The organism is Isoptericola sp. NPDC057559 (assembly GCF_042801555.1).
Taxonomy (GTDB): Bacteria; Actinomycetota; Actinomycetes; order Actinomycetales; family Cellulomonadaceae; genus Isoptericola.
This window is the reverse complement of record NZ_JBHVFQ010000010.1, coordinates 49893-63072: the sequence shown is the minus strand read 5'-3', so window position 1 is coordinate 63072 and position 13180 is coordinate 49893. Positions and strand designations below refer to the sequence as shown.

Sequence of the window (13180 nt, the reverse complement as noted above, 5' to 3'; positions counted from 1 at the left end):
CCGCCGGCCGGGGAGCGGCGGGGTCGCGACGCCTCCGGCTAGCGGCGGGCGGTGCTCCCGCGGGTGGTCAGCACGGGGGACAGCAGGCGCGTCTCGGCGCCCAGGCCGTCGTCGAGCCGGGCCATGACGATGTCCACGGCGAGGCTGCCGATCGTCGACGCCGGCAGGTCGATGGCGGTCATCGGCACCCGCTGCGCGAGCGCGACGTCCTCGGGGCACAGCGCGATCACCGAGACGTCGTCGGGGACGGACCGGCCGGCGTCGCCCAGGCGGCTGAGGACGTGCGGCAGCGCGCGCTCGTTGTGCACGAACAGGCCCGTCGTGCCGGGCGCCTCGGCGAGGAGCTCGTCGACGACCCGCGCGACCTCGGCCGGGGCGCCGGGGCAGGCGACGACCTTCGCGTCCAGGCCGCGCTCGGGCGCCGCCTCGGCGAACCCGCGCATCACGCGGTCGACGTACGACGTGTGCCGGTCCACGACCTCCGGCGGTGCGCCGAGCATCGCCACCTGGCGGTGCCCGAGCTCGGCGAGGTGCTGGGCGGCGAGGCGGCCGGCGGCCTCGAAGTCCAGGTCCACGCACGACAGCCCCGACGCGTCCCGCGGCAGCCCCACCAGCACGGACGGCTGCCGGGAGCGGGTGAGGATGGGGATGCGCGCGTCGTCGGCCTCGACGTCCATCACCACGAGGGCGTCGACCATGGAGCCGATCGTCGCGCGCTCCAGGCCCTCGAGGTCGTCCTGCGTCAGCAGCAGCACGTCGTGGGCGTGCTCGCGGGCCCGGGTCACGACGCCCCCCGCGAACTGCATGATCACCGGCACGTCGATGCCCGTGCGCAACGGGATCATGAGCCCGATGACCTCCGTCCGCGCGGAGGCGAGCGCGCGCGCCCCGGCGTGCGGGCGGTAGCCCAGCGTGGCGATCGCCTGCTCGACCCGCCGGCGCGTGGGGGCGGAGATGGACCGCTTGCCCGAGAGGACGTACGAGACGGTCGACGCCGAGACTCCCGCCGCCTTGGCGACGTCCTCGATGGTGGCCACGGCTAGCTCCTGGGTGCGTGCGAGACGGAAGGACCCGCGACCGGCAGGTCGCGGGTCAGGTCGAGGATCACGGTAGCGCCCGCGGCGAGCGCGACGGCGGCGGCGGGGGTGTCGTCGGCCACCGTGTCGCCGGCCGCGGGCGCCCCCTGGCGCACGACCACCTCCACGGCGCGGTCGGCGGGCGCCCGGAGCACGACGGCCGAGGCCGCGCCGTCGCGCCAGGCGACGTCGACCTCCGCGCCGCCGCGGGCGCGCAGGCCGGTCACCTCGCCGTCGGGCCAGGCCGCCGGCAGCGCGGGCAGCAGGTCCAGGCGGACGCGCCCGTCGGCGCGCCGGTGCGACTGCAGCAGCATCTCGGCGACGCCCGCCGTGAGGCCCAGGTTCCCGTCGATCTGGAACGGTGGGTGGGCGCTGAACAGGTTGGGGTACAGGCCGCCGCGGTGCCGGCCGTCGGAGTCGTCGGCCGGGCGCAGGGACAGGAGCACCTGGTCGTGGGCGCGGTCGCCCGCCCCCAGCCGGGCCCAGAGCGCGATGCGCCAGGCGAGCGACCAGCCGGTCGACTCGCGGCCGCGCAGCTCCAGGCTGCGGGCCGCGGCGCGCGCCAGGTCGGGGGTGGTGGTCGGGTCGAGGGAGTCCAGGGGGTACAGGCCGACGAGGTGGGAGAGGTGCCGGTGCTCGGGCTCCGCCTCCGCCAGCTCCCGGCCCCACTCGAGGAGCTCGCCGCGGGACCCGACGGCGGGGTCGGGGAGGGCCGCGACGACCTGCTCGAGGCGCGCGAGCCACGGCTCGTCGGCGTCGTCGGCGCCGAGGGCGACGGCCGCCTCCCGGCACCCGGCGGCCAGGGCGCGCAGGAGCGCCACGTCCATCGCCGCGCTGGTCGTCACGGCCGCCGGGTCGCCGTCGGGCGCGACGTACCGGTTCTCCGGCGAGGTCGACGGGCTGGTCCAGGCGCGCGCGAGGTCGCCGTCGCCGGCCGTCTGCACCCAGTCGAGCGCGAACTCGCCCGCCCCGCGCAGCGCCGGCCACGCGGCGCGCAGGGCGGCGTCGTCGCCGGTGAACCGGTGGTGCTCCACGACGTGCTGCGCGAGCCACGTGCCGCCGAGCGCCCACGCGGACCACTGCGCGTCGCCCCGCCCGTGGCCCACCGACGCGGCGTGCCCCCAGGCGTCGGAGTTGTGGTGCGCCACCCACCCCGCGGCGCCGTAGAGCTCCCGCGCCACGTCGGCCCCCGGCCCCGCGGCCAGGCGGCGCACGAAGTCGAGCAGCGGCTCGTGGCACTCCGCCAGGCCGGTGGTGCCGGCGGCCCAGTACGCCATCTGCAGGTTGATGTTCAGGGTGTAGGCGCTGCTCCACGGGCCGGGCAGCCACGGGTTCCAGATGCCCTGGAGGGTGGCCGGGAGGCCGCCCGGGCGCGACGACGACAGCAGCAGGTAGCGCCCGTGGTGGAACGCGAGCGCGGCGAGCCCCGGGTCCGGGCGGTCCGCGGCGGCGCGGATCCGGCGGGCGGTCGGCAGGTCGGCCGCCCCGGCGGGAGTCGGCAGGTCCAGGTGCACCCGCCCGTAGACGCGCGCGTGCTCGGCGACGTGCGCGGCGCGCAGGCGCTCGCGGAGGGCGTCGGCGTCGTCCTGCGCGGGCGGCGCCGCGGCGAGCTGTGCCGCGAGCCGGTCGGCGGCCGGCGCGGCCCCGGGCTCGCCGGGCGGGTCCGTGGTCGCCGTCGCGACGAGGAGCACGTGGGTGCGCGCGGCGCCGGTGCGCAGCGCGCCGTCGGCGACGGCGGCGCCCGGGTCCGCGGGGGCGACGACGGCGACCAGGCCGGTGCGGCCGCGGTCGGCGTCGTAGCGGAGCTCGCCCTCGGGGTGGTGGGACGGCGGGACGTCGACCGGCAGGTCGACGGCGCGGACCAGGGCGGCGGGCCCCGTGGGCTCGGGGGCGCGGTCCGGCGCCGCGGCGCGGAGCAGGCTCTCGACGCGGACGGTGAGGCGCACGGGTCGCTCGGCGCGCACGGCGTGCACCAGCGCGCCGCCGCCGGCGTCGGCCCAGGTCTCGTGGACGACGACGCCGGCGACCGGGTGCCGCCACGTGTGGGTGGCCACGCCGGTGCGCAGGTCCAGCTCGCGCCGTGCGACGCCACGGACGCGCGGGGGCGTGGTCCCGGCGTCGTCGGCCGGCGCGACCTCGACGTCGATCTCGGCGAGGGGCAGGTACGCCTGCGCCCAGGGCGTCTGGGTCTCGGCGAGCAGCGCCTCCGCGGCGCGGACGTCCCCGGCGGCGACCGCCGCGCGGACGCGGTCGAGGTGCGCGGGGCCGCGCGCCCGGGCCCCGGCGAGCGGGTCCGTCGGGGGCGGTCCCGACCAGGCCGTCCCGTCGTTGACCCACAGGTGCTCGACCCCCGCCCGGCCGGCGCACACGGCGCCGCGGTGGCCGTTGCCCACGGGGTACGCCTCGACCCACCGGGTGGCGCTGCGGTCGTCGTGCAGGACGTGCGTCGTCGCGGGGAGGTCGCCCATGGGGGAGAGCGTAGTGCGCGCGGGACGAATCGCTTCGACGGTGTCCTGCCCCGCGAGGGGCGCCCGCGGCCGCCGGTCCCGTCCCGGCCGCCTTGACGCCTGTCGGACCCGGGGGCAATACTCGCCGTCGAAGCGCTTCGATGATCCATCGACGGATCGTCGGCGCCTCCCGCGGCGGGGACGACCACGGCCGCCGCGGCGCTGGACTCGACGAGGAGGACCCCATGCTGGACCGCGCGCGCACCGCCCGGGCGATCGCCCTGATCGCCGCGTCGACCTTGACGCTGACCGCCTGCGTCGGCGGCGGCGGAGGCGGGGGCGGGGCCTCCGGCGGTGGCGACACCGACGACACGACCCTGACCATCTGGCACTACGAGAACGACGACTCGGCCATGGGCCAGGCCTGGGCCAAGGCCATCGAGATCTTCGAGGACGAGCACCCCGACGTCACGGTGGACGTCGAGAAGCAGACGTTCGAGCAGATCCAGAAGAACGCCAAGATCGTGCTCACCGGCGACGACGTGCCCGACGTCATGGAGTACAACAAGGGCAACGCGACCGCGGGGCAGCTCGCCGCCCAGGGGCTGATCGCGCCGCTCACCGACGCCGCGGAGAAGAACGGCTGGGCCGACAAGCTGTCCGGCTCGCTGCAGACCACCGCGCGCTACGACGAGAACGGGCTCATGGGGTCCGGCGACTGGTACGGGGTGCCCAACTACGGCGAGTTCGTGGGCGTCTACTACAACAAGCAGATGTTCGAGAAGGCCGGCCTCGAGGTGCCGACCACCCTCGACGAGCTCGAGCAGGTCATGAAGGCGTTCAAGGACGACGGCGTCACGCCGCTCGCCGAGGCCGGGGCCGAGTACCCGATGGGCCAGCTCTGGTACGAGCTCGTGCTCGCGAACGCGGACCGCGACCTCGTCGACCGGTACCAGCTCTTCGACGGCGACGTGGACTTCCACGGCCCGGAGCTGACGGCCGCCACCGAGAAGCTCGACCGGTGGATCAAGGACGGCTACGTCGCCTCCGACTCCGCGGGCCTCACGGCCGAGGACATGGGCGTCGCCTTCATGAAGGGCGACTACCCGATGATGGTCTCCGGCTCCTGGTGGTTCGGCCGCGTCACGGCCGAGATGAAGGACGACTGGGGCCAGTTCAACTTCCCCGGCAACACGCTGCAGGTCGGCTCGTCCGGCAACCTGTGGGTGGTGCCGACCCACGCGGACTCGCCGTCGCTCGCCGAGGAGTTCATCGACACCACGCTGCGGCCGGAGGTGCAGGACGTGCTGGCGCAGACCGGCGGCCTGCCGGTCGCGGGCGACGCGTCGACCATCACGGACGAGAAGACGCGCGAGCTCACCCAGAACTTCCAGGACATCCTCGACGACGACGGCCTGGCGTTCTACCCCGACTGGCCGGTGCCGGGCTACTACGACACCATCGTCAGCCAGCTGCAGTCGCTGGTGAACCAGTCCAAGACGCCGGACCAGGTGCTGGACGGGCTCGGCTCGGCCTACACGGACGGCAAGGCCGACCTGCTGGGCGAGTGACGACATGACCGCCACCACCACGGCCGCCGCCGCGGCGCCCCGCCGCACGCGGGCGCGCGGCCGCCGCCGCGGCTCCCTGCCCTACCTGGTCTACCTGCTGCCGGGCGCGGTGCTCTTCGTGCTCGTCATCGGGTACCCCCTGGTGACCAACGTCTACATCAGCCTGTTCTCCTGGCGCGGCGGGCTCGCCCCGCTCACCTGGGTCGGGTTCGACAACTACGCCGAGCTCTGGCACGACGCCGCCTTCTGGACGTCGTTCGAGAACTCGATCGCGATGATCGTCGCGATGGTGCTGGTGCCCACGGCGCTCGGGCTGGTCCTCGCGGCGGTGCTGTTCGACTACCTCGGCCGCCGCTTCGGCGGCCGGGTCGCCGCCGTCCTGCGGGCGACGTACTACCTGCCGCAGATCCTGCCGGTCGCGGTCGCGGGCGTGCTGTGGAACTGGATCCTCAACGCCCAGACGGGCGCGCTGAACGAGATCCTGCGCGCGTGGGGCGTCGCGAGCCCGCCCAACTGGCTGGGGGACCCGAGCACGGCCTTGCCCAGCGTCATGCTCGTCCTCGTCTGGGTGCAGATCGGCTACCCCGTGGTGATCTTCATGGCGGCGCTGCAGCGGGTGGACCCCGAGCTGTACGAGGCGGCCGAGCTGGACGGCGCCGGCTGGTGGCGGCGGTTCCGCGCGATCACGATCCCGCAGATCCGCCCGGAGACGTTCGTCGTCACGCTCACCTGCACGGTGGCGGCGCTCAAGGTGTTCGGCCCGATCTACGTCCTCACGCGGGGCGGCCCGGAGAGCTCCACGCTCGTGCCGAGCTACTACTCGTACCTCAACTTCTTCGACAAGTCGCGGGTGGGCTACGGCGCCGCCGTCGCGACCGTGCTCACGGTGGTGATCGTGGTGGTGGCCGTCGTCATCCTCGCGCTGCAGGCGCGGGCCGAGCGGGCCGAGGAGGTGGGGCGCTGATGGCCGCCACGGTCGAGACCCCGCGGGCCGCCCGTCCGCGGACCGACGCGCCGCGCCGGCCGGAGGGCGGGCGCCACCGGCGTGGCGCAGCGCGCTGGTTCGTGCTGGCGGGGGCGGTCGTCGTCGCGCTGCTCGTGCTCGCGCCGCTGCTCGTCATGCTGCTCAACGCGTTCAAGTCTCCCGAGGACTACACGCAGCACGGCCCGCTCAGCCTCCCGAGCGGCCTCTACCTCGACGGCCTCGTGAACTTCTGGCAGCGCACGGAGTTCCCCGTGAAGCTGTGGAACTCGTTCTTCATCTCCGCCGTGGTGGCGGTGGCCGGGTGCGTGCTCTCGCTGCTCAACGCGTACGCGATCGGCGTCGGCCGCATCCGGGGCCGCATGGGGATCGTGCTGCTCTTCCTGCTCGCGAACATGCTGCCGCAGGAGGCGCTGATCTACCCCCTTTTCGACATGGCGCGGCAGGTGGGGCTGTCCAACTCGCAGTGGTCGGTGATCATCATCTTCACGGTGATCCAGTCGGCCTTCGGCACCTACCTGCTCGCCTCGGTGCTCGGCACCTTCCCGCCCGCGCTGCTCGAGGCCGCCGCGCTCGACGGCGCCGGGCGCTGGCGCATCCTGTGGCAGGTGGTGTTCCCGATCGTGCGGCCCACCCTCATGGTGCTGATGATCTTCTTCTTCATCTGGACCTGGAACGAGTTCTTCATCCCCCTGGTCATGCTCACGACGCACGACACCCAGACGATCCCGATCGCGCTGGCGTCGCTGCAGGGCGACCGGATGATGGACGCCCCCACGACCAACGCCGGGGCCCTCGTGTCCCTGGTCCCGGCGCTCGTCTTCTTCCTGCTCTTCCAGCGCACCCTCACCCGCGGCGTCACCGCCGGGGCGGTGAAGTGAGCGCACCGCCCCTCGCGCGGCGAGCCTGCGGGCCGTCCGCCATCATCGAATCCGACAGCACGGAGTAGGTGCACCCCTGATGAAGTTCACCGACGGCTACTGGAAGACCCGCCGCGGCATCGAGCCGCTGTACGCGGTCGAGGTCGACGACGTCCGCGTCGACGAGGCCACCGGCAGCATGACCGTCTACGCGCCCACCGCGCACGTCGCCCGGCGGGGGGACACCCTCAACCGGCCGATGCTGACCGTCACCTACACCTCGCCCGCGCCCGGCGTCGTCAAGGTCCGCGTGGAGCACTTCGCCGGGGCCGCGCACCGCGGGCCGGAGTTCGCGGTCACGCCCGAGCCGGGGTTCCGGCCCGTGGTGAAGGTCGACGAGACGACCGGCGTGCTCGAGACCGGCGGGCTGTCGGTCCGCGTGCACCGCGGCGACGGCTGGCACGTCGACTTCGAGCACGACGGCCGGGTGCTCACGTCGAGCCTGCCCAAGTCGGTGGGCGCGATGACCGCGACGGCGGGGCCCGAGGCCGGCGCCTGGGTGCACGAGCAGCTCACCCTCGACCCGGGCGAGCACGTCTACGGGCTGGGGGAGCGGTTCGGTCCCTTCGTCAAGAACGGTCAGTCGGTCGACGTCTGGAACGAGGACGGCGGCACCTCCAGCGAGCAGGCGTACAAGAACGTGCCGCTCTACGTGACCAGCAAGGGGTACGGCGTCTTCGTCGCCCACCCCGAGCGGGTGTCGCTCGAGGTCGCGTCGGAGGTGAACACCCGCGTCCAGCTCTCCGTGGAGGGCCAGGCGCTGGAGTACTACGTCATCGCCGGCCCGACGCCCAAGGACGTGCTGCGCCGGTACACCGGGCTCACCGGCCGGCCCGCGCGCGTGCCGGCCTGGTCGTTCGGCACCTGGCTGTCGACGTCGTTCACCACCGACTACGACGAGGCCACGGTCACGAGCTTCGTCGACGGGATGGCCGAGCGGGGCCTGCCGCTGAGCGTCTTCCACTTCGACTGCTTCTGGATGCGCGAGTACCAGTGGTGCGACTTCGAGTGGGACCCGCGCGTCTTCCCCGACCCGGAGGGCATGCTCGCGCGCCTGCACGAGCGCGGCCTCAGGGTGAGCGTCTGGATCAACCCGTACATCGGCCAGCGGTCGCCGCTGTTCGAGGAGGGGCGCGCCCGCGGCTACCTGCTGCGCACCGCGGACGGCGGAGTCTGGCAGTGGGACCTGTGGCAGGCCGGCATGGCGCTGGTCGACTTCACCAACCCCGAGGCGACGGCCTGGTACCTGGGCCACCTGGAGCGGCTCCTCGACCAGGGCGTGGACTGCTTCAAGACCGACTTCGGCGAGCGCATCCCGACGGACGGCGTGGTCTGGCACGACGGCTCGGACCCGCGCAAGATGCACAACTACTACGCGGAGCTCTACAACGAGGCGGTCTTCCGCCTGCTCGAGCGGCGCCGCGGGCGCGGCGAGGCCGTCGTCTTCGCGCGCTCCGCCACCGCGGGCGGCCAGCAGTTCCCCGTGCACTGGGGCGGGGACTGCGACTCCACCTACGCGTCCATGGCCGAGTCCCTGCGCGGCGGGCTCTCCCTCGCGCTGTCGGGCTTCGGGTACTGGAGCCACGACATCGGCGGCTTCGAGGGCACGCCCGACGCCTCGGTGTTCAAGCGGTGGCTCGCCTTCGGCCTGCTGTCCAGCCACTCGCGGTTCCACGGCTCGTCGTCGTACCGCGTGCCGTGGGCCTTCGACGAGGAGGCCGTGGACGTCGCGCGCCGGTTCACGCACCTCAAGATGTCGCTCATGCCGTACCTCGCCCGCGCGGGGGAGCAGGCGCACGCCGCCGGCACGCCGATCATGCGGCCGATGGTGCTGGAGTTCCCGGCCGACCGCGGCACCTACGGCGTGGACATGCAGTACATGCTGGGCGACGCGCTGCTCGTGGCCCCCGTGTTCACCGCGGACGGCACCGTGGAGTACTACGTGCCCGAGGGCACGTGGACCCGGCTGGTCGACGGCGCGGACGGCGGGCACGCCGAGACGGTGACCGGGCCGCGCTGGGTCACCGAGACCCACGGCCTCGACTCGCTGCCCGTCCTGGTGCGGCCCGGCACCGTGCTGCCGGTCGGCGCGCGCACCGACCGGCCCGACTACGCGTGGGCCGAGGGCGTCGAGCTGCGGCTCGTCGCGCTGCCCGACGGCTATGACGCCGTGACCCCCGTCCCGACCGGCGGGCCCGACGGCGAGGCGGCGCGGTTCCGCGTCCGGCGCGCCGGCGACGAGGTCGTCGTGACCACCGACGACGCCCCCGGCGACTGGAGCGTCCGGGCCGACGGGCGCGTCGCCACCATCACCGGACCCGGAGAGCTGAGGATCACCCTGTGACCACGCGTTCCTTCCCCGCCGACTTCCTGTGGGGCACCGCCACCGCGGCCTACCAGATCGAGGGCGCCGCCGCCGAGGGCGGCCGCGGCCCGTCGATCTGGGACACCTACTCCCACACCCCGGGCCGCACCCTGGGCGGCGACACCGGCGACGTCGCGTGCGACCACTACCACCGCTGGGCCGAGGACGTGGACCACCTCGACCGGCTCGGCGTCGGCGCCTACCGCCTGTCGATCTCCTGGCCCCGCGTGCAGCCGGGCGGCACCGGCCCCCTCAACCCCGAGGGCGTCGCCTTCTACCGCCGTCTCCTGGAGGCCCTGCGCGAGCGGGGGATCCGCCCCTTCGTCACCCTCTACCACTGGGACCTGCCGCAGGAGCTCGAGGACGCGGGCGGCTGGGCGAACCGGGAGACGTCGGCGGCGTTCGCCGCGTACGCCCGGCACATGGCGACCGAGCTCGGCGACCTCGTCGAGGCCTGGACCACGCTCAACGAGCCGTGGTGCTCGGCCTACCTCGGCTACGGCTCGGGCGTGCACGCCCCCGGCCGCACCGAGCCGGAGGCGGCGCTCGCGGCCGTCCACCACCTCAACCTCGCCCACGGCCTGGCGGCCCGCGCGATCCGCGAGGTGCTGCCCGGCGCGCAGGTCTCGATCACGCTGAACCTGCACGCGATCCGCCCGGCCGACCCGGCCTCGGACGCCGACGCCGGCGCGGTCCGGACGATCGACGCGCTCGCCAACCGCGCGTTCCTCGGCCCCCTGCTCGACGGCGCGTACCCGGCCGACCTCCTCGCCGACACCGCCGACGTGTCCGACTGGTCGTTCGTGCTCGACGGCGACCTCGAGCAGATCCGGCAGCCCCTCGACGTGCTGGGCGTCAACTACTACTCCACCGTCACCGTGCGGCGCTTCGCCGGCGACGGCGAGCGCGTGGAGAACGACGGGCACGGCGCGTCGTCGCACAGCCCGTGGATCGGCGTCACGGACGTCGAGTTCGTCCAGCAGCCCGGCCCGTACACGGCGATGGGCTGGAACATCGAGCCGTCGGGGCTGACCGACCTGCTGGTCGGGCTGCACCGCACCTATCCCGACGTGCCGCTCGCGGTCACCGAGAACGGCGCGGCCTTCGACGACGAGCTCGTGGACGACGGCGGGGCGCGGCGCGTGCACGACGACCGCCGCGTGGCCTACCTCCACGACCACGTCGAGGCCCTCGGCGCCGCGCGCGACGCGGGCGCGGACGTGCGCGGGTACTTCGCCTGGTCGCTCATGGACAACTTCGAGTGGGGCTACGGCTACTCCCGGCGCTTCGGCATCCTGCACGTGGACTACCCGACCGGGGAGCGCACGTGGAAGGACTCGGCGCACTGGTACCGCCGGCTGGCCACCACCGGCGAGCTGCCCCCGGTCGACGCCGTCGCCCCCTGACGCACGCCCGGCGAGGGCACTAGCGTGCGGGCATGACCGCTGCCGTGCCGCTCCCGCCCGACCTTCCCGCCCGGTTCGACGACGCGCTGCGCTCCAGGTGCCGCGAGCGGCGGGTGCCGGCGCTGTCCGCCGCGGTGGGCCGCGGCGGGGAGGTCGTGTGGACCGGCACCGCGGGGTGGGAGGCCGCCGACGCGGGCACGGCGTTCCGCATCGGGTCGATCAGCAAGCCGATGACGGCGGTGGCGGTGCTGCGCCTGGTCGCGGAGGGTCGGCTGGGCCTCCACGACACGGTGGGCCGGCACCTGCCGGACGCCCCGGCCCCCGACGCCACCGTCGCCCACGTGCTCACGCACACCGCGGGCCTGCCGGCGGAGCCGCCCGGGCCGTGGTGGGAGCGGCACGGCGCCGGCACGTGGGACGAGCTGGTCGCCTCCGGGGTCGAGCCGCAGCGCGACCCGGGCGAGCGGTTCCACTACTCCAACGTGGGCTACGCCGTGCTCGGGCGGCTGCTCGAGCAGGCCCACGGTAGGCCGTGGGACGACGTGCTCCGCGACGAGGTCTGGGCGCCCCTCGGCCTGACCGGCACCGGTCGGACGCCGGTCGGCGCGGCGGCGGTCGGCTACGCGGTGCACCCGCACGCCGACGCCGTCCTGCGCGAGCCCGTGGCCTCCTACGGCGTGCTCGGCCCGGCCGGCGAGGTGTGGTCCACGCCGTCGGACCTGGTGCGGTTCGGGTCGTGGCTGGTGGGTGCGGGCACGGACGACGCGGCGGCCGCCGGGGTCCTGTCGCGCGAGTGGCGGCGCCGGATGACGACGCCGCGCGCGGTGGTCGACGACGACGGGCAGCCGTTCACCGCCGCCTGGGGGCTCGGCGTCTCGGTGCACCACGCGGGTGCGGGGGCGGGCCGCCGGACCGTCGGCCACGGCGGCTCGGTGCCGGGGTTCACGGCCACGCTGCGGGCCGACCCCACCACGGGGGAGGCCTGGGCCGTGTGCGGCAGCTCGACCGCGGGGTTCGGCGACGCGTCCTTCCTCGAGGAGCTGCTGGCCGACGCGCCGCCGCTCCCGCCCGCGAAGGGCGTGGGGGGCGCCGCGGACCGGGGCGTGCTCGCGCTGACCGGCACCTGGTACTGGGGCCCGATGGCGTACACGCTCGCCGCGCGCGGTGACGGTCGCCTGGAGCTGAGCTCCGACGGCGGCCGCAGCACGGTGTTCGGCCGCACGGACGACGGCGGCTGGGTGGGCGTCGAGGGCGGCTACTGGCTGGGGGAGCGGCTGCGTGCCGTGGCGCCCGGCACGCCGGCCGAGGCGCTCGACGTCGGCACGTTCCACCTCACCCGCGCGCCCTACGACCCCGCCACCGCGGTGCCGGGCGGCCTCGACCCGCGCGGCTGGCAGCCGGTCGTCGACGCGACCGGCGACGCGACCGGAGGCGAGGCCCCCGGGCTCGGGTGACCCCTCCCGTCGCCTGTGCGACACACCACCGGGCACGACACGCCGATGATCTCGACGAGTTTTCCTCGCGTTCGGGGGCGTCGAATGTCCGTTCTGTCCGGAGGGTGGCCGGCGGTCGACCGGGCGGGCGGGGTGCCCGGGCCCGGGCGCGGGGTCGATCCCGGTCGCGCACATGCTGTGGACACCCGTCGCCCACCGCCTGTGGACATCCGGACGCGAACCGCACGGTCCTGCGGGCGGACGCCTCCGGGTGGTGGGGACGGAGCCCTGGGGAGCCTGTGGACGGACCGTGTCAGAGGCCCGTGGGAGGCTGTTGTCAGGGTCGGCAGGCGAAGGGCGTTCGATGAATGACACGGATGTCAACCACTAGATGTCGGTCCCGCGCGCGCCCCGACCACTAGGTGTAGTGTTTGAAGCACGCGGGGCCCACGGCTCTTCGAACAAAGCACACCGGCGTAGTTCCACGGGCGTCATCCCTGGTCCGGCCCCTCTCGGGCCCACCTGGGACCGGCTCGCAGGGCCACCGCGCGGGTCGGACCAAGCCCCCCGGGAGGGGAGCGCAGAGAGGGAGAGACACATGAGCATCACGGTCTACAGCAAGCCGGCCTGCGTGCAGTGCGACGCGACCTACCGCGCCCTCGACCGCAAGGGCGTCGAGTACTCGGTGGTCGACATCACCCAGGACGCCGAGGCGCTCGAGATGGTGCGCGGGCTCGGCTACCTGCAGGCCCCGGTCGTCGTCGCCGGCGACACCCACTGGTCGGGCTTCCGCCCCGACCAGATCGCCGCGGTCGCGGCGCAGCAGGCCGTCACGGCCTGACGCCGAGATCGGCACGGGCGGGTCGCGACCGCCCACCCCACACACGGCCGGCGCCCCGGGCTTCGAACCCGACCCGGGGCGCCGTGCGTCTTCGGTGACGCAGCGCGTCGGTCTGGTAGCAGCATCCGGGGGGAGGCTG

General features: G+C 74.7%; 9 protein-coding genes. 7 read left to right on the top strand and 2 right to left on the bottom strand.

The window, feature by feature from the left end; translation table 11 throughout:
* Positions 1-38: 38 nt before the first annotated feature.
* Positions 39-1037, bottom strand: a complete 999-nt coding sequence (locus tag ACFU5J_RS11725; protein ID WP_430578825.1) for a LacI family DNA-binding transcriptional regulator — start codon at positions 1035-1037, stop codon at positions 39-41.
* A gap of 2 nt (positions 1038-1039) precedes the next feature.
* Positions 1040-3544 (bottom strand): glycoside hydrolase N-terminal domain-containing protein, encoded by a 2505-nt coding sequence (locus ACFU5J_RS11720; protein WP_430578824.1) that lies wholly within the window; start codon positions 3542-3544, stop codon positions 1040-1042.
* Positions 3545-3768: 224 nt separating this feature from the next.
* Here ACFU5J_RS11720 and ACFU5J_RS11715 point away from each other — a divergent pair, with 224 nt between their 5' ends.
* The 7 genes from ACFU5J_RS11715 (at position 3769) to nrdH (ending at position 13041) form a co-directional block, all read left to right on the top strand.
* On the top strand, positions 3769-5094 hold the full coding sequence (locus ACFU5J_RS11715; RefSeq protein ID WP_430578823.1) for an ABC transporter substrate-binding protein: 1326 nt from the start codon (positions 3769-3771) through the stop codon (positions 5092-5094).
* A gap of 4 nt (positions 5095-5098) precedes the next feature.
* Positions 5099-6058 (top strand): carbohydrate ABC transporter permease, encoded by a 960-nt coding sequence (locus ACFU5J_RS11710; RefSeq protein ID WP_430578822.1) that lies wholly within the window; start codon positions 5099-5101, stop codon positions 6056-6058.
* Positions 6058-6957, top strand: coding sequence for a carbohydrate ABC transporter permease (locus ACFU5J_RS11705; protein ID WP_430577269.1), 900 nt, complete (start codon positions 6058-6060; stop codon positions 6955-6957). The genes ACFU5J_RS11710 and ACFU5J_RS11705 overlap by 1 nt, the downstream gene beginning before the upstream one ends.
* 79 nt (positions 6958-7036) lie before the next feature.
* The gene (yicI, locus tag ACFU5J_RS11700; protein ID WP_430578821.1) at positions 7037-9340 is read left to right on the top strand and encodes an alpha-xylosidase; all 2304 of its coding nucleotides are present in this window, start codon (positions 7037-7039) and stop codon (positions 9338-9340) included.
* Positions 9337-10767, top strand: a complete 1431-nt coding sequence (locus ACFU5J_RS11695; protein ID WP_430578820.1) for a GH1 family beta-glucosidase — start codon at positions 9337-9339, stop codon at positions 10765-10767. The genes yicI and ACFU5J_RS11695 overlap by 4 nt, the downstream gene beginning before the upstream one ends.
* A gap of 32 nt (positions 10768-10799) precedes the next feature.
* Positions 10800-12221, top strand: a complete 1422-nt coding sequence (locus tag ACFU5J_RS11690; protein ID WP_430578819.1) for a serine hydrolase domain-containing protein — start codon at positions 10800-10802, stop codon at positions 12219-12221.
* A gap of 577 nt (positions 12222-12798) precedes the next feature.
* Complete coding sequence (nrdH, locus tag ACFU5J_RS11685; protein WP_380322479.1) at positions 12799-13041, top strand: glutaredoxin-like protein NrdH; 243 nt, start codon at positions 12799-12801, stop codon at positions 13039-13041.
* Positions 13042-13180 lie beyond the last annotated feature (139 nt).

Coding starts and splice junctions, on each gene's coding strand:
- ACFU5J_RS11705 (WP_430577269.1), top strand. CDS start 6,058: ATGGCCGCCACGGTCGAGACCCCGCGGGCCGCCCGTCCGCGGACCGAC.
- yicI (WP_430578821.1), top strand. CDS start 7,037: ATGAAGTTCACCGACGGCTACTGGAAGACCCGCCGCGGCATCGAGCCG.
- ACFU5J_RS11690 (WP_430578819.1), top strand. CDS start 10,800: ATGACCGCTGCCGTGCCGCTCCCGCCCGACCTTCCCGCCCGGTTCGAC.
- ACFU5J_RS11710 (WP_430578822.1), top strand. CDS start 5,099: ATGACCGCCACCACCACGGCCGCCGCCGCGGCGCCCCGCCGCACGCGG.
- ACFU5J_RS11720 (WP_430578824.1), bottom strand. CDS start 3,544: ATGGGCGACCTCCCCGCGACGACGCACGTCCTGCACGACGACCGCAGC.
- nrdH (WP_380322479.1), top strand. CDS start 12,799: ATGAGCATCACGGTCTACAGCAAGCCGGCCTGCGTGCAGTGCGACGCG.
- ACFU5J_RS11715 (WP_430578823.1), top strand. CDS start 3,769: ATGCTGGACCGCGCGCGCACCGCCCGGGCGATCGCCCTGATCGCCGCG.